The sequence below is a fragment of the Variovorax sp. Root318D1 genome, from assembly GCF_001424835.1.
Taxonomy (GTDB): domain Bacteria; phylum Pseudomonadota; class Gammaproteobacteria; order Burkholderiales; family Burkholderiaceae_C; genus Variovorax.
Genome location: NZ_LMCQ01000023.1, coordinates 345125 through 369109 on the forward strand (window position 1 = coordinate 345125; position 23985 = coordinate 369109).

Annotated in this window: 21 protein-coding genes; 15 read left to right on the forward strand and 6 right to left on the reverse strand. The window is 66.1% G+C overall.

Annotated elements, in window-relative coordinates; translation table 11 throughout:
- From ASC78_RS22490 to ASC78_RS22550, 13 genes are all read left to right on the forward strand, one after another.
- Nucleotides 1-696, forward strand: a complete 696-nt coding sequence (locus ASC78_RS22490) for an ABC transporter ATP-binding protein (protein WP_055806516.1) — start codon at nt 1-3, stop codon at nt 694-696.
- A gap of 230 nt (nt 697-926) precedes the next feature.
- Nucleotides 927-3032 carry a 3-hydroxyacyl-CoA dehydrogenase NAD-binding domain-containing protein gene (locus ASC78_RS22495; RefSeq protein WP_055806519.1) on the forward strand — a complete coding sequence of 702 codons (2106 nt, stop codon included), beginning with the start codon at nt 927-929 and terminating at the stop codon, nt 3030-3032.
- 25 nt (nt 3033-3057) lie between these two features.
- On the forward strand, nt 3058-4533 hold the full coding sequence (locus ASC78_RS22500; RefSeq protein ID WP_055806522.1) for a M20 family peptidase: 1476 nt from the start codon (nt 3058-3060) through the stop codon (nt 4531-4533).
- Nucleotides 4534-4573: 40 nt separating this feature from the next.
- On the forward strand, nt 4574-5749 hold the full coding sequence (locus ASC78_RS22505; RefSeq protein ID WP_055806525.1) for an acetyl-CoA C-acyltransferase: 1176 nt from the start codon (nt 4574-4576) through the stop codon (nt 5747-5749).
- Nucleotides 5750-5888: 139 nt separating this feature from the next.
- Nucleotides 5889-7799: an acyl-CoA dehydrogenase gene (locus ASC78_RS22510; protein ID WP_055806529.1), complete on the forward strand. Its 1911-nt coding sequence runs from the start codon at nt 5889-5891 to the stop codon at nt 7797-7799.
- Nucleotides 7800-7801: 2 nt separating this feature from the next.
- On the forward strand, nt 7802-8041 hold the full coding sequence (locus ASC78_RS22515) for a hypothetical protein (protein WP_055806531.1): 240 nt from the start codon (nt 7802-7804) through the stop codon (nt 8039-8041).
- A 66-nt stretch (nt 8042-8107) separates the two neighbouring features.
- Nucleotides 8108-9505, forward strand: coding sequence for a DUF2252 domain-containing protein (locus ASC78_RS22520; RefSeq protein ID WP_055806534.1), 1398 nt, complete (start codon nt 8108-8110; stop codon nt 9503-9505).
- Between the two features lie 53 nt (nt 9506-9558).
- Nucleotides 9559-10353 (forward strand): SDR family oxidoreductase, encoded by a 795-nt coding sequence (locus tag ASC78_RS22525; RefSeq protein WP_055806537.1) that lies wholly within the window; start codon nt 9559-9561, stop codon nt 10351-10353.
- 4 nt (nt 10354-10357) lie between these two features.
- Nucleotides 10358-10819 (forward strand): PaaI family thioesterase, encoded by a 462-nt coding sequence (locus tag ASC78_RS22530; protein ID WP_082517629.1) that lies wholly within the window; start codon nt 10358-10360, stop codon nt 10817-10819.
- 22 nt (nt 10820-10841) lie between these two features.
- On the forward strand, nt 10842-11858 hold the full coding sequence (locus ASC78_RS22535; RefSeq protein WP_055806540.1) for an NADP-dependent oxidoreductase: 1017 nt from the start codon (nt 10842-10844) through the stop codon (nt 11856-11858).
- An 85-nt stretch (nt 11859-11943) separates the two neighbouring features.
- Entirely contained in the window at nt 11944-13584 is a 1641-nt protein-coding gene (locus tag ASC78_RS22540) for an isovaleryl-CoA dehydrogenase (RefSeq protein ID WP_055806542.1), read from the forward strand.
- Nucleotides 13585-13621: 37 nt separating this feature from the next.
- Nucleotides 13622-14560 (forward strand): glutathione S-transferase family protein, encoded by a 939-nt coding sequence (locus ASC78_RS22545; RefSeq protein WP_055806545.1) that lies wholly within the window; start codon nt 13622-13624, stop codon nt 14558-14560.
- Between the two features lie 116 nt (nt 14561-14676).
- The gene (locus ASC78_RS22550) at nt 14677-15582 is read left to right on the forward strand and encodes an SDR family oxidoreductase (RefSeq protein WP_055806549.1); all 906 of its coding nucleotides are present in this window, start codon (nt 14677-14679) and stop codon (nt 15580-15582) included.
- A 16-nt stretch (nt 15583-15598) separates the two neighbouring features.
- Here the strand turns inward: ASC78_RS22550 and ASC78_RS22555 are convergent, their stop codons facing one another.
- Complete coding sequence (locus tag ASC78_RS22555; protein WP_055806552.1) at nt 15599-16525, reverse strand: LysR substrate-binding domain-containing protein; 927 nt, start codon at nt 16523-16525, stop codon at nt 15599-15601.
- Nucleotides 16526-16629: 104 nt separating this feature from the next.
- Between ASC78_RS22555 and ASC78_RS22560 the strand changes: the two genes are divergently transcribed.
- A complete protein-coding gene (locus tag ASC78_RS22560) occupies nt 16630-17340 on the forward strand; it encodes an FMN-dependent NADH-azoreductase (RefSeq protein ID WP_055806554.1) in 711 nt (236 codons plus the stop codon).
- 21 nt (nt 17341-17361) lie between these two features.
- Here the strand turns inward: ASC78_RS22560 and ASC78_RS22565 are convergent, their stop codons facing one another.
- Nucleotides 17362-18393, reverse strand: a complete 1032-nt coding sequence (locus ASC78_RS22565) for an aldo/keto reductase (RefSeq protein ID WP_055806775.1) — start codon at nt 18391-18393, stop codon at nt 17362-17364.
- A gap of 35 nt (nt 18394-18428) precedes the next feature.
- Nucleotides 18429-19619 carry an MFS transporter gene (locus ASC78_RS22570; protein WP_055806556.1) on the reverse strand — a complete coding sequence of 397 codons (1191 nt, stop codon included), beginning with the start codon at nt 19617-19619 and terminating at the stop codon, nt 18429-18431.
- Nucleotides 19620-19718: 99 nt separating this feature from the next.
- On the opposite strand from ASC78_RS22570, the gene ASC78_RS22575 reads away from it, so the two are divergent.
- Entirely contained in the window at nt 19719-20681 is a 963-nt protein-coding gene (locus ASC78_RS22575; RefSeq protein WP_055806558.1) for a LysR substrate-binding domain-containing protein, read from the forward strand.
- On the opposite strand, the gene ASC78_RS22580 is transcribed toward ASC78_RS22575, so the two are convergent.
- From ASC78_RS22580 to ASC78_RS22590, 3 genes are all read right to left on the reverse strand, one after another.
- Nucleotides 20630-21388: a 2-keto-4-pentenoate hydratase gene (locus tag ASC78_RS22580; protein ID WP_200934350.1), complete on the reverse strand. Its 759-nt coding sequence runs from the start codon at nt 21386-21388 to the stop codon at nt 20630-20632. The two genes, ASC78_RS22575 and ASC78_RS22580, sit on opposite strands and share 52 nt — an antisense overlap.
- Nucleotides 21389-21680: 292 nt before the next feature.
- Nucleotides 21681-22658 carry a Bug family tripartite tricarboxylate transporter substrate binding protein gene (locus tag ASC78_RS22585; RefSeq protein WP_055806778.1) on the reverse strand — a complete coding sequence of 326 codons (978 nt, stop codon included), beginning with the start codon at nt 22656-22658 and terminating at the stop codon, nt 21681-21683.
- Between the two features lie 50 nt (nt 22659-22708).
- Nucleotides 22709-23956 (reverse strand): pyridoxal-phosphate-dependent aminotransferase family protein, encoded by a 1248-nt coding sequence (locus tag ASC78_RS22590; protein ID WP_055806564.1) that lies wholly within the window; start codon nt 23954-23956, stop codon nt 22709-22711.
- Nucleotides 23957-23985 lie beyond the last annotated feature (29 nt).

The window sequence follows — 23985 nt, forward strand, 5'->3', positions numbered from 1 at the left end:
ATGCTGAAGCTTCACGACATCCACGCCTATTACGGCAAGAGCCATGTGCTGCATGGCGTTTCCTTCAACGTCGGGGCGGGCGAGATCGTCGCGCTGCTGGGCCGCAACGGCTCCGGCCGCTCGACTACCGCCAAGGCCATCATGGGCCTGGTGCATGCCGAGGGCACGCTGCGCTGGAAAGACCAGGACATCCTGCGCAGGAAGGCGTACGAAATCGCCCACCTGGGCATCGGCTACGTGCCCGAGAACCGCGACATCTTTCCCAAGCTCACGGTGCACCAGAACCTGCTCCTGGGGCAAAAGGGCTCGGGCAAGGGCAGCCGCTGGTCGTTCGACGACATGTACGGCATGTTCCCGCGCCTGAAGGAGCGCCAGCACACCGAGGCCGGCGTGCTCTCGGGCGGCGAGCAGCAAATGCTCACGCTGTGCCGCACCCTCATGGGCGACCCCGACCTGATCATCATCGACGAGCCGACCGAAGGGCTTGCGCCGAAGATCGTCGAGCTGGTAGGGCAGTACCTGAAGACGCTCAAGAACAAGGGTATTTCGGTGCTGCTGATCGAGCAGAAGCTGACCATTGCAATGCAGATCTCCGACCGTGCGCTGGTCATGGGGCACGGCAGCATCGTGTTCGACGGCACCCCCGACAGCCTGCGTGCCGACGCGACCACTCGCAAAGAGTGGCTCGAAGTCTAGGGCTTGCCCCCAGGCTTCGCGCACGCGCTTTTTCCACCCCCGCTCGGGGGCAACACCAGCGGCCCGGCAGAGCCGGTTCCGCGGTGTTCCTGGAACGGGCTGTAACCTTTAATGAGTCTTGTCTCGGCAGCGACTGCGTGCCATTGTGAGGCCACGCGAAACGCCTAGAATCCTCGAAAAAGAACACTCGTGCTTTTTCCTCTTTTTCTTCACACACCAAGGAACGCAGCATGACGGCTGAATACAAAGTGCTCGGCGATGTCGCCGTGATCACACTGACCAACCCGCCGGTCAACGGTCTCGGTTTTTCGACCCGCATCGGCATCACCGATGGGCTGTCGAAAGCCAATGCCGACGACGCCGTCAAGGCCATCGTCATCACGGGCGCAGGCAAGGCCTTCTCGGGCGGTGCGGACATCAAGGAATTCGGCACGCCCAAGGCGCTGCAGGAGCCCAACCTGCTGAGCGTGATCCTCGCGCTCGAAGCTTCGCCCAAGCCCATCGTTGCGGCCATTCACTCGGTGTGCATGGGCGGCGGCCTCGAGCTGGCCCTGGGCTGCCATTACCGCGTCGCGGCTCCCGGTACCAGCGTCGCGCTGCCTGAAGTCAAGCTCGGCCTCATTCCCGGCGCCGGCGGCACGCAGCGCCTGCCGCGCGTGCTGGGCGTGGAAACCGCGCTCAACATGATCGTGAGCGGCGAGTCCGTCAAGAGCGAACTGCTGGCCAGCCTGCCGGGGCAGAAGCTGTTCGACAAGCTCGCGGCCTCGCCCGAGTCGGTGTTCGAAGAAGCTATTGCATTCGCCAAGAGCGTGGCCGGCAAGACCGGCGACGCATTGCCGCTGGTGCGCAACCTGCCGTGCAAGCATCCGCAAGGCGACGCCTACTTCCAGTTCGCCAAGAACATGGTCGGCGGCATGTCGAAGAACTACCCTGCGCCGCTGCAGTGCGTGGAGGCCGTGCAAGCCGCCACCAAGATGAAGTTCGACGCCGGCATGGCCGAAGAGCGCCGGATCTTCACCTCGCTGATGTTCACGCCCGAATCTCTGGCGCTGCGCCACCTGTTCATGGCCGAGCGCGCGGCCTCCAAGATCCCCGACGTGGCCGACGACACGCCCAAGCGCGAAGTCAAGTCGGTCGGCGTGATCGGCGCCGGCACCATGGGCGGCGGCATCTCGATGAACTTCCTGAACGCGGGCATCCCCGTCAAGATTCTCGAGATGAAGCAGGAAGCCCTCGACCGCGGCATTGCCACCATCAAGAAGAACTACGAATCGCAGGTCAAGAAAGGCAAGCTCAAGCAGGACAAGTACGAGCAGCGCATGGCTCTCTTGAGCACCACGCTGAGCTATGACGACCTGAAGGATGCCGACCTGATCATCGAAGCCGTGTTCGAGGAACTCGGCGTGAAAGAGAAGGTGTTCAAGGAACTCGACCGCGTGGCCAAGAAGGGCGCCATCCTGGCTTCCAACACCTCGACGCTCGACGTCGACAAGATCGCCTCGTTCACCGACCGTCCGCAGGACGTGGTCGGCATGCACTTCTTCAGCCCCGCCAACGTGATGAAGCTGCTCGAAGTGGTGCGCGGCAAGGAAACGGCCAAGGACGTTCTCGCCACCGTCATGGACATTGGCAAGAAGATCAAGAAGACGGCCGTGGTCTCGGGCGTGTGCGACGGCTTCATCGGCAATCGCATGATCGAGCAGTACTCGCGCCAGGCAGGCTTCCTGCTGGACGAAGGCGCCACGCCGCAGCAGGTCGACAAGGCCGTCGAGAAGTTCGGCTTTGCCATGGGCCCCTTCCGCATGGGCGACCTGGCCGGCAACGACATCGGCTGGGCGATTCGCAAGCGCCGCGCCGTGGAGTATCCGGACATGAAGTACAGCCGCACGGCCGACAAGCTGTGCGAGCTGGGCCGCTTCGGCCAGAAGACCGGAGCAGGGTGGTACGACTATCAGGCCGGCAAGCGCGACGCGATTCCGTCGGAGCTCGTCAATAAGATGATCGAGGACCACCGCAAGGAACTCGGCATCACGCCGCGCAAGATTTCCGACGAGGAAATCGTGCAGCGCCTGGTGTATGCGCTGGTGAACGAAGGCGCGCACATCCTCGAGGACGGCATTGCGTCGAAGTCGGGCGACATCGACATGGTGTACCTCACCGGCTACGGCTTCCCGATCTGGCGCGGCGGCCCGATGCACTACGCATCGCAGGTCGGCCTGTACAACGTCGCCGAAACCATGAAGCGCTTTGCCAAGAACCCGCGCGACGACGCCGAGTTCTGGCAGCCCGCGCCGCTGATCCAGAAGCTGGCTGCCGAAGGCAAGCAGTTCAGCTGACAGCAGATCCGGGACCTGGCCGCCTATGTTGAAACGCATCTTCCTCGGGCTGCTGCTGGTGCTCTTGGCACTGGCGGCGGCCGTGGCGGTCAAGACCTGGCGCACGCCGTCGCAGCAACTGGCGGTGGTGCCAGTGCCCAAGATCGAGATCGACGTGCAGGCTGCCGCAAAGCGGTTGGCCGGCGCGATTCCGATCCGGACCGTTTCAAGCCTCGACGATCCAGCCGGGAACCTGGCCGAATTCGACAAGCTGCATGCCTATCTCGCGCAGCAGTTTCCCAAGCTTCACGCCACCCTCAAGAAAGAAGTGGTCGGCCAGCGGGCGCTGCTCTATACATGGGCCGGCACCGATCCTGCGGCCAAGCCCATCGCGCTCATGGCGCACCAGGACATGGTGCCGATCGCACCGGGCACCGAGAAAGCCTGGACTGTCGACCCCTTCGCGGGCGAGATCAAGGACGGCTTCGTCTGGGGCCGCGGTACGCTCGACAATAAGGGCAACCTGTTCGCGCAGATGGAAGCCATCGAGCTGCTGATCGCGAGCGGCTTCAAGCCGAGGCAGACCGTCTACCTCGTGATGGGCGACGACGAAGAGGTGAGTGGCCTGCGCGGCGCGCTGCCGATTGCCGAACTGCTCAAGTCGCGCAACGTGCGGCTCGACTGGGTGCTCGACGAAGGCCTGCTGATCCTGGACGGCGTGCTGCCGGGATTGTCGAAGCCCGCGGCGCTCATCGGCCTTGCGGAGAAGGGCTACGGCACCTTCTTTCTATCGCTCGACACCGCCCCCGGCCATTCGTCGATGCCGCCGCAGCGCAGTGCCATCGGCAGCATGAGCGCCGCACTGGCGCGGCTCGAAGCCACGCCCATGCCCGGCGCCATCCAGGGTGTGGCCGCCCAGATGTTCGGCGCGCTCGCGCCTGAGATGGGCGGCGTCAACCGTGTGATGCTGTCCAACCTGTGGCTCACCGAGCCGCTGGTGCGCGGTCAGCTCGAAAAGAGCCCGAGCAGCAACGCCATGCTGCGTACGACCACGGCGCTCACCATCGTACGTGCCGGCAACAAGGACAACGTTCTGCCAGGCCGGGCCGAGGCGGCAGTCAACTTCCGCATCCTGCCGGGCGACACCATCGACAGCGTGGAGGCGCACCTGCGCAAGGCGCTGGGCAACGACGAGATCAAGATCAAGCGCTACCCGGGCAACTCCGAGCCATCGCCCGTGTCGCCGACCGACAGCACCGGCTACCGTGCCATCCAGCAGGCGGTGCGCCAGTCGTTTCCGGATGTCGTCGTGGCCCCCGGCCTCATGACCGCCGCCACCGATTCGCGCCATTTCAGCCTGGTGAGCGACGCGGTCTATCGCTTTTCGCCGTTCCGAATGAAGAGCGAAGACCTCGCGCGCTTCCATGGCAACAACGAACGCCTGGCCATCTCCAACTACGGCGAGATGATCGGCTTCTATCACCAGCTCCTGCGCAACACCAACGTCGCGCCGGCGCAATGACGACAACCCTCTTTCCCTTCCATCTTCAAAGGACCTCACCATGACCAGCGCCGTCATTGTTTCCACCGCCCGCACGCCGCTCGCGAAGAGCTGGAAGGGTGCCTTCAACATGACGCACGGCGCCACGCTTGGCGGCCACGCGGTTCAGCATGCCATTGCGCGCGCCGGCATCGAAGCCGCCGAAGTCGATGACGTGATCATGGGCTGCGCCACGCCCGAGGGTGCCACCGGCTCCAACATCGCACGCCAGGTCGCACTGCGCGCCGGCTGCCCCGTCACCACCTCGGGCATGACGATCAACCGCTTCTGCTCGTCGGGCCTGCAGACCATCGCCACCGCCGCGCAACGCATCATCGCCGGCGAAGGCGACGTGTACGTGGCCGGCGGCGTCGAGAGCATCTCGTGCGTGCAGAACGAAGCCAACAAGCACATGCTGGCCGACCCCTGGCTCGTGAAGCACAAGCCCGAGATCTACTGGAACATGCTGCAGACGGCCGAGCAGGTCGCCAAGCGCTACAACATCGGCCGCGACGCGATGGACGAATACGGCGCCGCCAGCCAGCAGAAGGCCACCGCCGCGCTCGAAGCCGGCCGCTTCAAGGACGAGATCGCACCGATCACCGTGCTGGCCGGCGTGGCCGACCCCGTGATGGGCCTGCGCACCAAGGAAGTCACCGTCGAGAATGATGAAGGCATTCGCGCCGGCACCACCAAGGAAGGCATCAGCGGCATTCGCCCGGCGCTGCCCGGCGGCCTGATCTCGGCCGGCAATGCCAGCCAGTTTTCCGACGGCGGCGGCGCCTGCGTGGTCGTCGACGAAAAGTACGCCCAGCAAAAGGGCCTGAAGCCGCTCGGCCGCTTCCTCGGTTTTGCCGTGGCCGGCTGCGAGCCTGACGAAATGGGCATCGGCCCCGTGTTCGCGATCCCGAAGGTGCTCAAGCGCCTGGGTCTCACGGTCAACGACATCGACCTGTGGGAACTGAACGAAGCCTTCGCGGTGCAGGTGATCTACTGCCGCGACAAGCTCGGCATCCCGGGCGATCGCCTGAACGTGGACGGCGGCGCCATTGCCGTGGGCCACCCCTACGGCGTGAGCGGCCAGCGCCTCACGGGCCATGCGCTCATCGAGGGCAAGCGCCGCGGCGCGAAGAAGGTGCTGGTCACGATGTGCATCGGCGGCGGCATGGGTGCGGCGGGCGTGTTTGAAGTTCTTTAACTCTCGCCCACCCGGCGGCGCATAGCGCGTCGCCGCCTTCGCCAACCCCGTTCAGGGGGCGACACCGGCGGGCCGGCTGAGCCGGTTCCGCGGTGTTCGTGGCACAGAACCCGCGCATCCATTCACACCGAGATCGATCATGAGCTTGCGTCCCACCCTCGACTTCCTGCTCTACGACTGGCTCGACGCCGAGTCGCTCAACCAGCGCGAGCGATTCGCCGATCACTCGCGCGAAACCTTCGATGCGGTGCTCGACACCTGTGAACGCATCGCACGCGAAAAGTACGCACCGGCGAATCGCATCGTCGATACGCAGGAGCCGCACTTCGATGGCGAGAAGGTCGTCCTGCCGCAGGCCACGCACGACGCGCACAAGGCTTTTGTCGAATCGGGAATGATGAGCGCGGCTCAGGACTACGACATCGGCGGCATGCAGCTGCCCTACACGTTGCAAGCCGCGGCCAACGGCTTCTTCGCGATGGCCTCGGTGAGCATCGGCTCGAACATGCTCACCAGCGGCAACGCCAACCTGCTGATGGTGCACGGCACCGAGATGCAGAAAGAAGTGTTCGCCAAGAACGAGTTTTCGGGCCGCTGGGCGGGCACCATGTGCCTCTCCGAGCCGCAGGCCGGTTCGTCGCTGAGCGATGTGGCCACGCGCGCCGTGCCCGATGGCGACGACCATCAGAACGATCCGCTCGGGCCGCGCTACCGGCTCACGGGCAACAAGATGTGGATCTCGGCCGGCGACCATGAGCTGACCGAGAACATCGTGCACATCGTGCTCGCCAAGATTCCGGACGCCAGCGGCAAGCTGGTGCCCGGCACGCGCGGCATCTCGCTGTTCATCGTGCCGAAGTGGCTGGTGAACGTGGAGAACCCTCACCCCGGCCCTCTCCCGCAAGCGGGAGAGGGGGAGGTCGGCAGCGTGAAGGTCACGCTGGGCAGCAGGAACGACGTGGCGCTGGCAGGCCTCAACCACAAGCTGGGCTGGCGGGGCACCACCAACACGCTGCTGAACTTCGGAGAGGGCAAGTACCCGGTTGGCGGCAAGGCGGGCGCGGTGGGCTACCTCGTCGGCGAGCCTGGCAAGGGCCTGCACTGCATGTTCCACATGATGAACGAGGCGCGCATCGGCGTCGGCACGGCCGCCACCATGCTGGGCATGGCCGGCTACTACGCCTCGCTCGACTATGCAAAGACCCGCCCGCAGGGCCGGCTCGTGAAGAAGCCCGAGGCGGGCGCCGGCAGCCAGGTCGTGAAGGACTCGGCCAGCCCGCAGGTGCGCATCATCGAGCACGCCGACGTGCGGCGCATGCTGCTTGCGCAAAAGGCGTACTGCGAAGGCGCACTGGCGCTGGAGCTGTACTGTGCCCGGCTGGTCGACGAGCAGAAGACCGGCGGTGCAGAGACCGCGGACGACGCGCGCCTGTTGCTCGAGGTGCTCACGCCCATCGCCAAGAGCTGGCCCAGCGAGTGGTGCCTGGAAGCCAATTCGCTGGCCATCCAGGTGCATGGCGGCTATGGCTATACGCGCGACTTTCCGGTGGAGCAGTATTGGCGCGACAACCGCCTGAACATGATCCACGAGGGCACCCACGGCATTCAGGCCGCCGACCTGCTGGGCCGCAAGGTGCTGATGGAAAAAGGCCGGGGCCTGCAATTGCTGGCCGGCCGCATCACCGACACCATCGGCCGCGCGGCCAAGGTGCCCGTGCTCGCGGGGCATGCCCAGGCGCTGGGCGCCGCGCTGCGGCGCATCGGCACTGCCACCGAGGCCGCCTGGTCCACTGGCGACCCGGCCGACGCGCTGGCCAACGCAGTGCCCTACATGCAGGCATTCGGCCATACCGTGCTGGCCTGGATCTGGCTGGACGTGGCGCGGCGTGCGCTGGAAATCGACGCAGAAAAGGCGAGGGCGGTAACAGCTGGCAAGATTGGCGCCACGGACTATTTCTTCCACTACGAGCTGCCGAAAATCGGCGCCTGGCTCAATGTGGTCGAGAGCCGCGACCCCACCTGTACAGCATTGCCCGAGGACGCTTTCTGATAATGGCCAACGCCCCTGCCGACAACACCACACCGAACCCCGTCAAACCGCCGAAGCCGCACGCCCGGCTCGAGAAGTGGATCTGGATCCTGATCTACGGCGGCCTGTTTCTCGTGATCCTCGGCATTGCCACGGGCCGCACCGCGCCGGCGATCGGCTGGTCGATGGCCGTGCCGGGCGGAGTGATCGCCCTCGTGGGCTTCGTGCTCATCTACGTGCGTTCGCGCCTCAATGACAAATAGGGAAGGCGGGACCATGCTGAGTTCGGAACATCGGCGCAGTGCGCAAATCGCACCAACGTTCGGACTATGAAGTCTGAACCCCGTGCGCCCGACGCCAAGGCCACTCCGGCGGATCGGCGGGCGTTCGGGCGCGCACAGCGTGCGCACTTTCCGCTCGACCAGTGGGCACAGGCGCCCAAGCCAGATGCGGCAGACCGCAGCCCGCTCGGCTGGCTGAAGGCGTCCAACCGCGGCCGGGTGCCCGAACTGGTCCCGGTCCGCCATGGCCGCATGCTGGCCACTCCGTTCACCTTCTACCGTGGTGCCGCCAGCCTGATGGCGAACGACCTGGCCAGGTTGCCGCACAGCGGCATCGCGACGCAGCTGTGCGGCGATGCGCACCTCGCGAACTTCGGCTTCTTCGCCAGCCCCGAGCGCTCGCTGGTCTTCGACATCAACGACTTCGACGAAACCTTGCAGGGTCCCTTCGACTGGGATGTGCGCCGGCTCGCCACCTCGTTTGTCGTGGCCGCGCGCGATCTGGGCTTCAAGCCGCGCACCGGGCGCGACGCGGTCCGGCAAATGGCCGAGGCGTACCGCGACCGCATGCGCCGCTTTGCGCGGATGGACACGCTGGATGCTTGGTACGCACGCCTCACGTCCCAGACGCTGCTGAAGCTCGGTGCCGAGGATGAGACCGAGCTCGCGGTGATCAAGAAGGCCCGGCGCAGCACTTCGCGCATGTTTGCCGAAGAGGCGACCGAGATGGTGAAGGGCCGCCTCATGGTGCGCGACCGTCCGCCGTTCGTCTATCACGACGCCAAGGCCACCGCGCGGGAGATCGACCGCTTTCGCTCCGGATTGCCGGCGTTCCTGGCGCAGTACCGCGCCAGCCTTCCGCCCGAACGCCAGCGGCTGTTCGATCGCTATGAGCTGCACGACGTCGCGGTGCTGACGCCTGGCGTCGGCTCGGTGGGCCGGCGCTGTTTCCTGTTGCTGCTGGTGGCCGACCAGGCCCACCCCCTGTTCCTGCAATGCAAGGAAGCCGGCGAATCGGTGTTGGAAGTCCATCTGGGCCCGGCGCCGGAATCGAACTCTCCCGGCCAGCGCGTGGTGCAGGGGCAGCGGTTGGCGCAGGCTGCCAGCGACGTTTTCCTCGGCTGGGCCGAAGCATCCGGCGGACGCGGTTTCTATGTGCGTCAGCTGCGCGACATGAAAGCTTCCTACAAGCTCGAAGACTTCAAGCCGGTCGATCTCGTCGAGTTTGCCGAGGCCTGCGGCTACAGCCTGGCGCGCGCGCATGCCAAGGGCGGCGACGCCTGGGCCATTGCCGGTTACCTCGGGCGCTCCAAGACATTCAACACCGCGCTCGCGGACTTTGCCGAGGCCTATGCCGACGTCAATCAGGCCGACTGGCGCCAGCTGAAAAAAGCAGTGGCGTCGGGCAAGCTCGCAGCCGTCAAAGCCGTGGGCGACGCCTCGTAGCAGCGGCACGCAGGCCCCGAATCCTTCTTTCACATGTTCCGGAGACAACAGACATGACACCCCGCACCACCAAGCAACTTTTCGACCTCACCGGCAAGACCGCCCTCATCACCGGCGGCTCGCGCGGCCTGGGCCTCCAGATGGCGCATTCGCTGGGAGAAGCCGGCGCGAAGATCATGCTGAGCTCGCGCAAGGCCGAGGACCTGGAGCAGGCCGCGGCCGAGCTGCAATCCGCCGGCATCGACGCGCGCTGGATTGCGGCCGACTGCTCCAAGGAAGAAGACACGCGCCGCCTGGCCGACGAGACGCTGCAGCGCATGGGCGCGATCGACATCCTCGTCAACAACGCGGGCGCCAGCTGGGGCGCGCCGGCCGAGAGCCATCCCGTCGAGGCTTGGGACAAGGTGATGAACCTCAACGTGCGCGGCTACTTCATCCTGTCGCAGCACGTCGCCAACGGCTACATGATTCCGAAGAAGACCGGCCGCATCATCAACATCGCCTCGATCGCAGGCCTCAACGGCAATCCGCCCGAGATGCAGACGCTGGCCTACAACACCTCTAAGACGGCGGTGATCGGCTTCACGCGCACGCTCGCCGCCGAATGGGGCCGCTACAACATCAATGTGAATGCCATCTGCCCGGGCTTCTTCATGACGAAGATGGCCGCCGGCCTGATCAAGTCGCTTGGCGAGGAAAAAATGGCCTCGCATGCGCCGCTCGGCCGCCTGGGCGACGAGGAAGACCTGAAGGGCATCACGCTGCTGTACGCCAGCGATGCCGGCAAGCACATCACCGGCCAATGGCTGGCCGTAGACGGCGGCGTGAGCGTGGTCCTCGGTGCCTGAAAAAATGGCAGAAGATTCCACCGACATCAACATCCGCTCGTACACGAGCCAGATCCCGTTCGCGCGCCATCTGGGCTTCGAGCTCACGAAGTTCGAAGGCGGCGAGTCCGAGATCATCTACACGGCCAAGCCCGAGCACCTGAACACTTTCGACGTGACGCACGGCGGCGCCTGCATGACGCTGCTCGACATCACCATGGCGGCTGCCGCACGCAGCGTGGCACCCGAAATGGGCGTGGTCACCATCGAGATGAAGACCAGCTTCATGCAGCCCTCGGTCGGCCCGCTGCACGCACGCGGCACGCTCATCCACCGCACCGCAACGCTGGCCTTCACGGAAGCCAAAATCTACGACGAGCTGGAGCGCGTGTGCGCGCATGCCACCGGCACCTTCAAGTACGTGAAGCGCCGCCTGCCCACAGGCCCCGCGAGCGCAAACGCGATGCGTCCGCCTTCCACCGATTAATTGCAATCCCCCGGAGACTCTCATGCCTACCAACAAACAGATCCACCTCGACAACCGACCCGATGGCGAAGCCGTTGCGAGCAACTTCAAGCTCGTAGCCGCCGAGACGCCCGCGCTGGCCGACAACCAGGTGCTGGTGCGCCACCACTTCATGAGCCTCGACCCGTACATGCGCGGCCGTATGAACGATTCGAAGAGCTACGCGCAGCCGCAGCCGCTCGGCCAGGTGATGCAGGGCGGCACGGCCGGCGAAGTGGTCGAAAGCAGGCACCCCAAGTTCACCCCCGGCGACAAGGTGGTGGGCTTTGGTGGCTGGCAGCAATACAGCGTGGTCGATGCCTCGCAGCCCGGCGCGTTGAAGAAGGTCGACACCACGCACGTGCCGCTGTCGCACTACCTGGGCGCGGTCGGCATGCCGGGCGTCACCGCCTGGTACGGCCTGGTGAAGATCATTGCGCCCAAGGCCGGCGAGACGCTGGTGGTCACGGCCGCCAGCGGTGCCGTCGGCAGCGCCTTTGGCGCGCTGGCCAAGGCGCGCGGCTGCCGTGTGGTGGGCATTGCGGGCGGCCCGGACAAGTGCAAGTACGTGACCGACGAACTCGGCTTCGACGCCTGTATCGACTACCGCCAGCATCCCGACGTGAAGAGCATGAGCGCCGCGCTCAAGGAAGCCTGCCCGAACGGCATCGACGGCTACTTCGAGAACGTGGGCGGCTACATTTTCGACGCCGTGCTGCTGCGCGCCAACGCCTTCTCGCGCGTGGCCTTGTGTGGAATGATTGCGGGATACGACGGCCAGCCGCTGCCGCTTGCGAACCCGGCGCTGATCCTCATCAACCGCATGAAGATCGAAGGCTTCATCGTCAGCGAGCACATGGAAGTGTGGCCCGAGGCGCTGACCGAACTCGGCACGCTGGTGGGCACGGGCAAGCTCAAGCCGCGCGAGTCGGTGGCGCAAGGCATCGAATCCGCCCCTGAGGCCTTCCTGGGTTTGCTCAAGGGCAAGAATTTCGGCAAGCAACTGGTCAAGCTGATCTGATGAACTGAACGTAGGCAAGAAGGCGCCCCGCGCCGAGCCGTCCCAAGCAGGTGTGCACCGCAGTGCGAAGCACGGAGGTATTCGAATGAATTCGACGCACGAGGTCTTCAACCAGCCCGAGCCGCTGGTGGACTACAACCTCTTCGAAACCAACCGGCCCCTTCGCGATGCATTGAAATTCAACGCACCTCAGTTGCACGTGGCGCAGCTGCAGGAGCTCGGTGTCACCCTCGGCTCGGCCGAGATGCAGGCGCATGCGCGGCTCGCCAACACCCACACGCCGGAGTTGCACACGCACGACCGCTTCGGGCGGCGCATCGACGAAGTCGAGTTTCATCCGAGCTATCACCTCTTGATGGCCGCCGCTGTCGGTGCTGGCTTGCACGGCACGCCCTGGACCGCCATCTCTGCCTCGCCGCACGTCGAGCGCGCCGCCGGCTTCATGCTCTTCACCGAGCTGGAGCCGTCGATTCTTTGCCCCGTCTCGATGACCTACGCGGCCACGCCGGCGCTGCGCGGCAATACCGCGGTATACGCCGACTGGGGCCCCAAGCTCGGGAGCCTTTGGTACGACCCGTCGCTTGCCTTCGTCAAGGAGAAGCCCGGCGTGACCATCGGCATGGGCATGACCGAGAAGCAGGGCGGCTCCGACGTGCGGGCCAACACCACGCGGGCCGCGCGCGACGGCAGCGACGACTGGGGCGAGCGCTATGCCATCACCGGCCACAAGTGGTTCTTCTCGGCGCCCATGTGCGATGCCTTCCTGGTGCTGGCGCAGGCGCCGGCCGGACTGAGCTGCTTCTTCCTGCCCCGCGTGCTGCCCGACGGCACCCGCAATGCCATCCACATCCAGCGCCTGAAGGACAAGCTCGGCAACAAGGCCAACGCCAGCTCCGAGGTCGAGTTCCACGGCGCCAGCGCATGGCTCGTGGGCGAAGAGGGGCGCGGCATTCCGCAGATCCTCGAGATGGGCACCATGACCCGGCTCGACTGCGCGCTGGGCACCAGCGGCCTGATGCGGCAGGCATTGAGCATTGCGCTCAACCACGCCAGTCAGCGCAGCGCCTTCGGAAAGCCGTTGATCGACCAGCCGCTCATGAAGAACGTGCTGACTGACCTCGCGTTAGAAAGCGAAGCCGCCACGGCGCTGGCCATCCGCCTCGCGCGCGCCTTCGACCACCCCGACGACGCGCACGAGCGGCTCATGGCCCGGTTGCTCACGCCGGTCGCCAAGTTCTGGATCTGCAAGCGCGGCAGTCACTTTGCCCAGGAGGCCATGGAATGCCTCGGCGGCAACGGCTACGTCGAGGAGGGCGGCGAAGGCATCATGGCGCGCATCTACCGCGAGATGCCGCTCAACTCGATCTGGGAGGGGGCCGGCAACATCATGGCGCTCGACCTGCTGCGCGGCCTGCGTAAGGGCGATGCGGTGGCCGCGCTCGCCGCGGAACTGGCGCCGGCGCGGGGACACCATGCGTCGCTCGACCGGCTGGCCGATGCGCTGCCGGCGCGCATCGAGGCCATGGCCTCCGAAGCCGAGGCGCGCCGCCTGGCGCAGGACGTGGCGCTGGCGGTGCAGGCTTCGCTGCTCGCGCAAACCGCGCCGCCGGCCGTGGCCGATGCCTTCTGCGCATCGCGCCTGGGCGGCGACTGGGGCAACGCCTTTGGCACACTGGGTGCGGGCACCCATTTCGATTCGATCATCGAGCGCGCGCAGCCGCTCTGAACGCAACAATATCCAAGCACTCCACGGGAACAACAACATGGCCGATCTCATCCTGCACCACTACAACACCTCGCCGTTCTCGGAAAAGGTGCGCCTCATCCTCGGCGCCAAGAAGCTGCCCTGGAAGTCGGTCCTCATTCCACCCATCATGCCCAAGCCCGAGGTGGAGGTGCTCACCGGTGGCTACCGCAAGACGCCATTCCTGCAGATCGGCGCCGACATGTATTGCGACAGCGCGCTCATCGCCGACGTGCTCGAGCACCTGCAGCCCGAGTCCACGCTCTACCCCGAGCCCGAAAAGGGCATGTCGCGCATCCTCGCGCAGTGGGCCGACACCACGCTCTTCTGGGCCGCGATGGCCTGGAGCCTGCAGCCCCGGGGTGCAGCCGAGGTGTTCGCCAAGGCGCCGCCCGAAATGGCCAAGGCCTTCGGCGAAGACCGCGGCAGGATGAGCGCGGCCAACATGACGCGGCTGCGCCCGGCGGACGCCACCAGCGCCTACAAGTCATACCTGCGCCGGCTGTCGGACATGCTCGACGACAAGCCCTACCTGCTGGGCGAAGTGCCGTGCATCGCCGATTTCTCGGCCTACCACCCGCTCTGGTACACGCGCCGCATCGACTCGGTGCGCGGCATCCTCGACCTCACGCCCGCGGTCATCGACTGGATGGACCGCATGGCCGCCATCGGTCACGGCACGATCGAAAAAGCCAGCGCGGAAGAAGCCATTGCGATCGCCAAGGCCGCCACCCCGCACACGCTGCTGACAGACAGCACCTTCCAGGACGACCACGGCATTCCGCTCGGCACCGCCGTGACGGTGCGCGCCGAGAGCTTCGGCCTCGAGGAAACCCCTGGCACGCTGGTGGCCGCCACGCGCACGCACTACACGCTGGAGCGCAGCAACGAGCGCATCGGCACGGTGCACGTGCACTTTCCGCGCATTGGCTACGTGCTCAAGAAAGCGGAGGCTTGATGGTCTTTGGCGGTGCGGAACGCGGGAACCTTCGTGACTGCGCTGGCGCGCGTTTGGTATTTCAATAGAGGTTCCAACGTCAGAGACAGACATTCAACGCAGAAGGACACCGGCAAATGATTCAGGACTTCAAGGGCAAGACGGCCGTACTCACCGGCGCGGGTTCGGGCTTCGGCCTCGAGTGCGCGCGCATCGGAGCGGCGCGCGGCATGAACCTCGTGCTCGTCGACGTGCAGCAGGACGCGCTCGACAAGGCCCGGACCGAGATGGAAGCCGCCGGCGCGCAGGTGCTCGCGCGCAAGGTCGACGTGTCGAACGCCGCGCAAATGGAGGACCTGGCCCTTGCGGTGAAGGAGCGCTTCGGCGCACCGCACTTCGTTTTCAACAACGCTGGCGTGGGTGCCGGCGGCCTGGTGTGGGAGAACACCGTGGCCGACTGGGAGTGGGTGCTCGGCGTCGACCTGTGGGGCGTGGTTCACGGCGTGCGCCTGTTCACGCCCATGATGCTCGAAGCCGCCGCCAAGGACCCGGGCTACCGCGGCCACATCACCAACACCGCCAGCATGGCCGGGCTGCTCACGCCGCCCAACATGGGCATCTACAACGCCGCCAAGGCCGCGGTGGTGAGCCTGACCGAAACCCTGTACCAGGACCTGAACCTCGTCACCGACCAGATCGGCGCGAGCCTCTTGTGCCCGTACTTCGTGCCCACCGGTATCACCAGCAGCGAGCGCAACCGCCCCAACGCCCCCAAGGAAGCCGAACTCACCAAGAGCCAGCTCATCGGCCAGGCCATGAGCAACAAGGCCGTGAGCAGCGGCAAGATCACCGCGGCCGAAGTCGCCGCCAAGGTGTTCGACGCCATCAGCGAGAACCAGTTCTACGTGTTCAGCCACCCCAAGGCGCTGGGCAATGTGCGCAGCCGCATGGAGAACATCGTCGCGGTCAAGAATCCGGCAGACCCATTCCTCGAGCGGCCCGAGATCGGGCAAAAGCTGCGGGAGCAGTTGCGAGGGGCTTGAGCTTCTTGTGCGCTGATCACTTGGCTCCAGCCTGCGTAGCGATCCACTTCCAAACGGCCCGGATCGCCGGTTCGTCTTCCCGACCGCTCGCCACCGCGAGAAAGTAGCTCCCGGTATCGAGAGCAGGCCCGAAAGGCTGCACCAGCGCGCCGCTGCGCAGTTCTTCGGCTGCGAGCGTGAGGCTCAGCAGTGCCACGCCGTGGCCCGCGAGCGCGGCCAGGATGGCGTGGGTTTCGTCCGAGAACGACAGGCCGGCGGCCTTCATCGACCGGCCCCTGGGCGGCGCAACGCCCGCTTCGCGGAACCACCGCGACCACGGTGCCGGAGCTACCGCGGCGGGCTGCCAATCGGAATGGATCAGCTGGTGCTTCGGCAAATCGCTCACCCGTTTCAGGCCCAGCATTGGGCTGCACAGCGGCGCGTAGCGTTCGGGCATCAGCTCGCTCACTGTCAGCCCGGGCCAGTTGCCGCTGCCGGAGCGCACCGCAATGTCGGCATCGCCGCGCGCCAGGTCGACCAGCGTGTCGCTGGCATGCAGCCGCAGTTCGATGCCGGGGCAGGCCTTGCGAAAGCCTGCCATGCGCGGCAGCAACCATCGTGCGGCAAAGGCAGTGTTGGCGGTGAGCGTGACGGCCTGCGATGCGAAAGGTTGGCGCAGCCTCTCGATTCCCGCCTCGAGCGCATCGAAGCCCGCGCGCAAGTCGTCGAAGAGCCGCTGACCCGCGGGTGTCAACGCCAGCTGCCGCGTGAGCCGGCGAAACAGCGGCCGGCCGAGCGTGTCTTCGAGCGAGCGCACCTGATGGCTGATGGCCGACGGCGTGACGGAAAGCTCGTGCGCAGCGCGCTGAAAGCTCAGATGCGCGGCAGCCGCTTCGAATGCGCGCAGCGAGAGCAGAGGCGGCAAGCTGCGTGGTCGCCGAACAGATGAGCCAATTTCATTCATTGATGGAGAAATTATCGTTTGTCGCAGTCTACGTGCGTCTCTAGATTAGAGGCCTGTGCAGTCATTTTGAATGCAGCAGACAGAACAGATCAACTCACTCATTGATGACCATGAACCTTATCCATATCGACACCAGTGCCCGTCCCGGGCTTTCCGGCATCGAGGCTCACGGCTCGCACACGCGCCGGCTCTCCGCGCGCTTTGTCGAGCGTTGGCGCAAGGCCCGCCCAAACGACCACGTCGACTATCTCGACGTGGGCCAGCATCCGCCTGCGCACGTCAACGGCCGATGGATCCACGCCGCGTTCACCGCTCCCGCCGAGCGTGAACCCTGGATGGCCGAGGTATTGGCCGAGAGCGATCGGCTCGTCGACCAGCTTGTTGCCGCCGACCTGATCGTGGTGGGCTTGCCGATGTACAACTTCAGCGTCCCCGCGCAGTTCAAGGCGTATATCGACAACATCGTGCGCGTGGGCCGCACCTTCGGCTTCGATCGCGCACGCGGCGCGGTGCCTTACTGGCCGATGCTTGCCGACTCGGGCAAGCGAATGGTGCTGCTCGGCGCGCGTGGCGATCACGGCTACGGGCCAGGCGGACGCGTGGCGCACCTGAACCATACCGAAAGCTCGGTGCGCTCCGTGTTCGGCTACATCGGCATTACCGACGTGCACGAGGCGGCGGTGGAGTCGGACGAATTCGGCGGCGAGGAGCTCGCGCAATCGCTTCGAAAGGCCGAGCAGGAAGTCGACCGACTGGTGGATCAGCTCAGCGGGAAGCTGACGAATGAGCGCTCTCCAGACGCCGCACTGGCCTAGGCGTTCATCTGCTTCAGTCGCTCACACCGCCACCGGGCTGCGCTCCGCAAACTGCCCGTTCCAGTAAGGGTAGTAAGGGTAGGGCGGCGTCACGGCGCTGGCTGCATCGAGCCGCTTGATCTGATCCGCGCTGAGCTGCCAGCCGAGCGCGCCCAGGTTCTGCTTCAGCTGCTCTTCGTTGCGCGCGCCGATCAGCACGCTCGACACGGTGGGACGCTGCAGCAGCCAGTTGAGCGCGATCTGCGGCTGCGTCTTGCCGGTTTCCTCGGCCACCTCGTCCATGGCATCGACCACGCGATACAGGCGCTCGTCGTCCACGGGCGGTGCGAAGCCGGCGGTTTCATGCAGGCGGCTTCCGGCGGGGAGCGGCTGGCCGCGGCGCACCTTGCCGGTCAGGCGGCCCCAGCCCAGCGGGCTCCATACGATGGCGCCCACGCCCTGGTCCATGCCCAGCGGCATCAGCTCGAATTCATAGTCGCGGCCGATCAGCGAGTAGTAGGTCTGGTTGGCGACGAAGCGCTGGAGGCCGAGCCTGTCGGAGGCCGCGAGCGACTTCATCAGTTGCCAGCCCGAGAAGTTGGACGCGCCGATGAGCCGCACCTTGCCGGCGCGCACCAGGTCGTCAAGCGTGTCGAGCACCATCTCGACGGGGGTCATCGCATCGAAGGCATGCAGCTGCAGGATGTCGATGTAGTCGGTGCCCAGGCGCTTCAGCGCGGCGTCGGTCGCGGCGATCAGGTGGTGGCGCGAGGCGCCGACGTCATTCGGTCCGTCGCCGGCGCGCAGCGCCAGCTTGGTCGAAATGATGACCTTGTCGCGCCGGCCCTTGAGCGCCGCGCCAAGGATCGATTCCGAAGCGCCGTTCGAATACACGTCGGCCGTGTCGAACAGGGTCACGCCGGCATCCAGCGCCAGGTCGACAATGCCGCGCGCGCCTTCGACGTCGGTGTTGCCCCAGGCGCTGAAGAGCGGCCCCTGTCCGCCGAAGGTGCCGGCGCCGAAGCCGAGCGCGGGGACCTTGAAGCCGGAGCGGCCGAGAAAGCGTTGTTCCATGATGTTGTCCTTGTCGTAGAAAAAAGTGATGCGCGTCAGGCTTGCACCGAGGCGCAATCGGCCGGCGAGGCGCTGCCTTCGCGCCGATCGAGCGATCGGCTCCAGAGCGCAATGGCCAGCCCCGCGAGCGTGAGCAGCGCAGCCACCCAGCCGAGTGCGCGCAGGCCCGGGCCATGGTCGATGACCACGCCGCCCGCCCACGCGCCGAGCGCATTGCCGAGGTTGAAGGCCGCGATGTTGAGGCTCGATGCCAGGTTCTGGCCCGCGCCCGAGGCCTTCTCGAGCACGCGCAGCTGCATGGGTGCCACGGTCGCGAAAGACGCGATGCCGAGCAGGCCGACGAACACCACGGCGGTGAACGGCGTTCCGATGGTGAACTGCATCGCGCCGAGCACGGCGGCGAGCGCCACCAGCGTGCCGAGCACCGCGGGCATGGTCGACTTGTCGGCCAGCCTGCCGCCAAGAATGTTGCCTACGGCCAGGCCGCCGCCGAACACCAGCAGGATCGGCGACACGGCTGACTCCGGCAAGCCGGTGACCTGCGTCAGCAGGGGCTGGATGTAGGTGAACACCACGAACACGCCCGCAAAGCCGAGCACTGTCATTGCAAGGCCAAGCAGCACTTGCGGGCGCGCAAGCACCGCGAGCTCGTCACGCAGCGGTGCGGCCTTGGCCTCGGCCCGGACGCGCGGCACGAACAGCGCGAGCACCGCAAAAGCCAGCACGCCGATCAGCGTCACCGCCCAGAAGGTGGCACGCCAGCCGTACTGCAGCCCGAGCCACGCGCCGGCTGGCACGCCCAGCAGCGTGGCGGCGGTGAGCCCGGTGAACATGATCGCGATGGCCGAGGCGCGCCGTTCCTGTGCCACGAGGCCCGTGGCCACGACCGAACCCACGCCGAAGAAGGTGCCGTGCGCGAGCGAGGTGATCACGCGCGCGGCCATCAGCAGCTCATAGTTGGGCGCGAGTGCACAGGCCAGGTTGCCGAGCGTGAAGATCGCCATCAGCGCGAGCAGCACGGTCTTGCGCGGCAGCTTGCGGGTGGCGATGGTGAGCAGCGGCGCCCCGACCGCGACCCCGAGCGCATAGCCCGAGATCAGCAGGCCGGCCGCCGTGATGGAGACCTTGAGATCCATCGAGACCTGCATCAGCAGGCCCATGATGACGAATTCGGTGGTGCCTATTCCGAAGGCACCGGCGGTGAGGGCAAGTAGAGCGATTGGCATGATGGCTCTACTGTGCGGGTTCTTTCCGATGATGACTAGAATGCCGCATGGATATGGACTTGTGAGTTGAATTCACAATAAAAGGCACAAGGAACCGACATGCCGCGCATCGACGTCAACCGCTCCGGCGAGATGGAAGCCTTCGTGCAGGTGGTCGAGTCCGGCGGCTTTTCCGCCGCGGCGCGCCTGCTGGACATGACGCCTTCGGCGGTCAGCAAGCTGGTCGCGCGCCTCGAGCTGCGGCTGGGCATCCAGCTGGTCCACCGTTCCACGCGCAAGCTGCAGCTCACGCCCGAGGGCCTGCATTTCTACGAGCGCAGCACGCGCGTGCTGGCCGACATGGACGAGGCCGAGCGTTGCGCTGCCGCGGGCGCAGCGCCGCGCGGGCGCGTGAGCATCAATGCGAGCGTGTCCTTCGGGCATCACAAGCTGGTACCGCTGGTGCCGCGCCTCTTGGAACTGCACCCGCAGATCACGCTCGACATTGCGCTGACCGACCGCGTCGTCGATTTGATGGACGAGCGCGCCGACATCGCCATTCGGTGGGGCCAACTGCCATCGTCCGACCTGGTGGCACGGCGCCTGGGCGAAACCAGCCAGACCATCGTGGCCTCGCCCGACTACCTTGCCAAGTACGGCACGCCGCATACGCCGCAGGAACTGGAAGCCCACAACCGCCTGGGTTGGAGCTACCGGCGTAATACGCCCGACTGGCCGCTGCGCGTGGACGGGCGAATGATCGCGCTGCCCGTCGCCGGGCCGGTGCGCGCGGGCGACGGCGAAACCCTGCGGCAGCTGGCCATTGCGGGTGCGGGCGTGGCGCGGCTGTCGCTGTATCACATCCAGCACGACATCGACGCGGGGCGCCTCGTGCCGCTGCTCGAAGAATTCAACCCCGGCGAGGTGGAGCCGATTCACGCCGTGTACATCGGCAAGGCCGGCACCTTGCCGGCGCGCGTGCGCGCGGTGCTCGACTTCCTGCTGGCGTGCTCGGGCGTGGGAGGAGGGCGCTACACGAGCAAGCGCACGGCGCCGATGCCGGCGAATTCCGCGGTCACCTGATCGCCGCGGCGGCAGGGCAGCACGCCGACCCACGAGCCGGTGGTCACGACGGTGCCGGCCGGCGCGGTCTGGCCGTGGCGCGTGACATGGCGCAGCCAGTTGGGCAGCAGCCATGTCGGGTCGGCCAGCGGATGGGTGCCTTCGCGCACCACCGTTTCCGAATCGCCGACTTTCGTTTCGCAGCGCTGCGAAGCCCAGTCGACAGCCGCATAGGGGTGCCATTCGCCGAGCACGAGCGCGCCGTGCACTTGCGAATCGGCGAGGCGCAGCAATGCAGGTGTGGCGGGCAGGTCTTGCCAACGCGAATCGACGATCTCCACCGAAACCGCCATTGCATCGATCAGTGAAGCCGCGTCTTCGTGGCCGAGCGTCGCGGCCATGGCGGGTGTGACGTCCTTCCCGAGCCGCAGGGCGATTTCAGCCTCGATGCCGGGTGCGTGAAAGACGAGATCACTGAAGTCTGCCGGACTTGTGCGCACGCCGTGCGGAGGCAGCGGCGCATGCGTGAGCGTTGCGCTGCGCGAGCCGCCGCCGGACTTCCAGCAGCCCGGCACGGCGCCGGCTTTGAACCAACCGAGTGCGGAAGCGACGGCGTCCTGCACTTCGTAGGCTTGCACTGCATCTTGAAGCGTGTCGGCCAAGGGTGCAGCGTCGAGTGTGCGATTGGATTGGCGCGCGGCGATCAGCGCGTCGGCGAGGGCTTTCATGGATGGGTTCATTGCTGTGATTTTGTCAGTTGCCGCTTTTCGGGGCGCGTGCAAAGGCCACCGGGTACTCCCCTCCGCGAATGTCCCCCGGCTTCGCCTCCTCCTTTATTTCGCTGCGGGGAGTACCCGGTGCCCTGTGCACATTGGGCGCTGCGCTTGTTCCGTGCGATCGACCACGCTCACGTCGATGGGGTGCCTTGCGCAGCGAAATAAAGGAGGAGGCCGCAGGCCGGGGGACATTCGCGGAGCAAGGTACCCCGTCGGCGGGAGCGCGCCCTGAACAGGCAGCAGGTCAAGTATCCACATGCACCTTGCCATCCTTCACCACCTTGGCCCACTTGGCGATCTCGGTGGCGATGAACTGCTTGAACTTGTCCTGCGTACCGCCGCCGTCTTCTGCGCCGTAGGTGTCGAGTTTTTCCTGCACGTCGGGCATCGCGAGCACGGTATTGACATCGCGATTCACCTTTTCGGCCACGCTCGCCGGTAGCTTGCCCGGACCTGCCAGGCCATACCAGGTGGTGGCCTCGAAACCGGCGAAGCCCTGCTCCTGCATCGTCGGTACGCCGGGATGGCCCTTGACCCGTTTTCCACGGGTCTGCGCAACGGCCAGCACCCGGCCGCTTTTTACGTGCGGCGTGGCCGCGGTCATGGTCTCGAAGCTGTATTGAATCTGGCCGCCCATCAGATCGGCCAAGAGCGGGCCGCTGCCCTTGTATGGCACATGCAGCGCATCCACCTTGGCCTGCAGCTTGAACATTTCAAGCGCCAGGTGCTGCGCCGAGCCCGCACCCGCGGAGCCGAAGCTCACCGTGCCGGGCGAGGCCTTGCAGGCAGCCACGATGTCGTTCACCGTAACCGCCTTTTGCGCCGGGCTGGCAATCAGCAGGTTGGGCGTCACGCCCACGAGCACGATCGGCACGAAGTCGCGCTCCACGCTGTAGCGCAGCTTGGGCTGCAGGCTGGGCGCGAGCGCATGGCTGTTGATGTGCGCCATGAGCAGCGTGCTGCCGTCGCTGGGCTGCTGCGACACATACTCGGCCGCCAGCACGCCCGCCACGCCGCCCTTGTTCTCGACGATGACCTGCTGGTTCCACATCGTCGTGAGCTTTTGGGCCACCACACGCGCCAACGCATCGGTGCCACCGCCCGGCGGAAAGCCCACCACGATGCGCACCGGCCCCGAAGGCCACTCCTGCGCGAAGAGCCGGGGCACACCCAGCGTGGCGGCTGCGGCACCCGCGGCCTGGATCAGCGAACGTCTCTGCATCATCTTTGTCTCCATGGGGTGGTGGGTCCGATGCGTGCCGGTGTTGGCGACTACGCGGCTTTTTTCTGCAGGCCGGCAGGCGCCGCCGCGTGGTTCGCGAAATGGTCCATTGCGGCCTGCACGCCGCTGCCCGCCAGCTTGATGCCCGTGAGCTTCATGCCCATTTCGACGCCCGCGACCATGGCCACCAGCGTCAGGTCGTTGCTGTCGCCCAGGTGGCCCATGCGGAACATGCGGCCCTTGAGCTTGCCAAGGCCCGTGCCCAGGGACAGGTCGAAGCGCTGGTGGATGAGCCGGCGCAACGCATCGGCATCGACGCCTTCCGGCGTGATCACGCCGGTAAGCACGGGGGAATACACGGCCGGGTCGGCGCACTGGATCGGCAGGCCCCAGGCATTGACCGCCGCGCGCACGCCGGCCGCCCAGCGCTGGTGGCGCGCAAAGACGTTATCCAGGCCCTCGCCGAGCAGCATGTCGAGCGACTCCGACAGGCCGTAGAGCAGATTGGTGTTGGGCGTGTACGGCCAGTAGCCGTCCTTGTTCATCTCCACGATCTCGTCCCAGGCCCAGAACGCGCGCGGCAGCTTCGCGCTCTTCGAGGCTTCGACTGCGCGCGGCGAGAGCGCGTTGAAGCTGATGCCGGGCGGCAGCATCAGGCCCTTCTGCGAACCGCTGATGGTGACGTCCACACCCCATTCGTCGTGCCTGAAATCGGCGCTCGCCAAACCCGAGATGCTGTCGACCATCAGCAGCGCAGGGTGGCCCGCCGCATCGATGGCCTTGCGCACCGAGGCGATGTCGGAGGTGACACCGGTGGAGGTTTCGTTGTGCACCACGCACACGGCCTTGATCTTCTTTTCGGTGTCTTTGCGGAGGCGCGCCTCGATGAGGTCGGCTTGCACGCCGCGGCGCCAGCTTGGCGCGGCCGGCAGTTGGTCATCCTTGCCCGACCACGCGAGGAACTCGGTCGAAAGGCCGAGGCGCGTGGCCATCTTCTGCCACAGCGATGCGAAATGGCCGGTCTCGTACATCAGCACGTGGTCACCCGGGCTCAGCGTGTTGGCGAGCGCGGCTTCCCATGCGCCGGTGCCGGAGGCGGGGTAGATAACGACCGGATGCTTGGTCTTGAAGATCTGCTTGATGCCGCCGAGCACCTTGAGGCCCAGCGTGCCGAATTCAGGCCCGCGGTGGTCGATGGTCGGCAGGCTCATGGCGCGCAGGATGCGGTCGGGCACCGGGCTCGGGCCGGGAATCTGCAGGAAGTGGCGGCCGGTGGGATGGATGTCGAGTTGAAGCATGGACTGTCCTTTCGCTTTCAGTTTTGCAT

Bases quoted from the DNA above. Each gene is read 5' to 3' on its own strand.
- ASC78_RS22555 (WP_055806552.1), bottom strand. From the start codon at position 16,525: ATGAATGAAATTGGCTCATCTGTTCGGCGACCACGCAGCTTGCCGCCT.
- ASC78_RS22505 (WP_055806525.1), top strand. From the start codon at position 4,574: ATGACCAGCGCCGTCATTGTTTCCACCGCCCGCACGCCGCTCGCGAAG.
- ASC78_RS22590 (WP_055806564.1), bottom strand. From the start codon at position 23,956: ATGCTTCAACTCGACATCCATCCCACCGGCCGCCACTTCCTGCAGATT.
- ASC78_RS22575 (WP_055806558.1), top strand. From the start codon at position 19,719: ATGCCGCGCATCGACGTCAACCGCTCCGGCGAGATGGAAGCCTTCGTG.
- ASC78_RS22570 (WP_055806556.1), bottom strand. From the start codon at position 19,619: ATGCCAATCGCTCTACTTGCCCTCACCGCCGGTGCCTTCGGAATAGGC.
- ASC78_RS22545 (WP_055806545.1), top strand. From the start codon at position 13,622: ATGGCCGATCTCATCCTGCACCACTACAACACCTCGCCGTTCTCGGAA.
- ASC78_RS22585 (WP_055806778.1), bottom strand. From the start codon at position 22,658: ATGCAGAGACGTTCGCTGATCCAGGCCGCGGGTGCCGCAGCCGCCACG.
- ASC78_RS22495 (WP_055806519.1), top strand. From the start codon at position 927: ATGACGGCTGAATACAAAGTGCTCGGCGATGTCGCCGTGATCACACTG.
- ASC78_RS22525 (WP_055806537.1), top strand. From the start codon at position 9,559: ATGACACCCCGCACCACCAAGCAACTTTTCGACCTCACCGGCAAGACC.
- ASC78_RS22490 (WP_055806516.1), top strand. From the start codon at position 1: ATGCTGAAGCTTCACGACATCCACGCCTATTACGGCAAGAGCCATGTG.
- ASC78_RS22510 (WP_055806529.1), top strand. From the start codon at position 5,889: ATGAGCTTGCGTCCCACCCTCGACTTCCTGCTCTACGACTGGCTCGAC.
- ASC78_RS22530 (WP_082517629.1), top strand. From the start codon at position 10,358: ATGGCAGAAGATTCCACCGACATCAACATCCGCTCGTACACGAGCCAG.
- ASC78_RS22560 (WP_055806554.1), top strand. From the start codon at position 16,630: ATGACCATGAACCTTATCCATATCGACACCAGTGCCCGTCCCGGGCTT.
- ASC78_RS22515 (WP_055806531.1), top strand. From the start codon at position 7,802: ATGGCCAACGCCCCTGCCGACAACACCACACCGAACCCCGTCAAACCG.
- ASC78_RS22535 (WP_055806540.1), top strand. From the start codon at position 10,842: ATGCCTACCAACAAACAGATCCACCTCGACAACCGACCCGATGGCGAA.
- ASC78_RS22520 (WP_055806534.1), top strand. From the start codon at position 8,108: ATGAAGTCTGAACCCCGTGCGCCCGACGCCAAGGCCACTCCGGCGGAT.
- ASC78_RS22565 (WP_055806775.1), bottom strand. From the start codon at position 18,393: ATGGAACAACGCTTTCTCGGCCGCTCCGGCTTCAAGGTCCCCGCGCTC.
- ASC78_RS22550 (WP_055806549.1), top strand. From the start codon at position 14,677: ATGATTCAGGACTTCAAGGGCAAGACGGCCGTACTCACCGGCGCGGGT.
- ASC78_RS22540 (WP_055806542.1), top strand. From the start codon at position 11,944: ATGAATTCGACGCACGAGGTCTTCAACCAGCCCGAGCCGCTGGTGGAC.
- ASC78_RS22580 (WP_200934350.1), bottom strand. From the start codon at position 21,388: ATGAAAGCCCTCGCCGACGCGCTGATCGCCGCGCGCCAATCCAATCGC.
- ASC78_RS22500 (WP_055806522.1), top strand. From the start codon at position 3,058: ATGTTGAAACGCATCTTCCTCGGGCTGCTGCTGGTGCTCTTGGCACTG.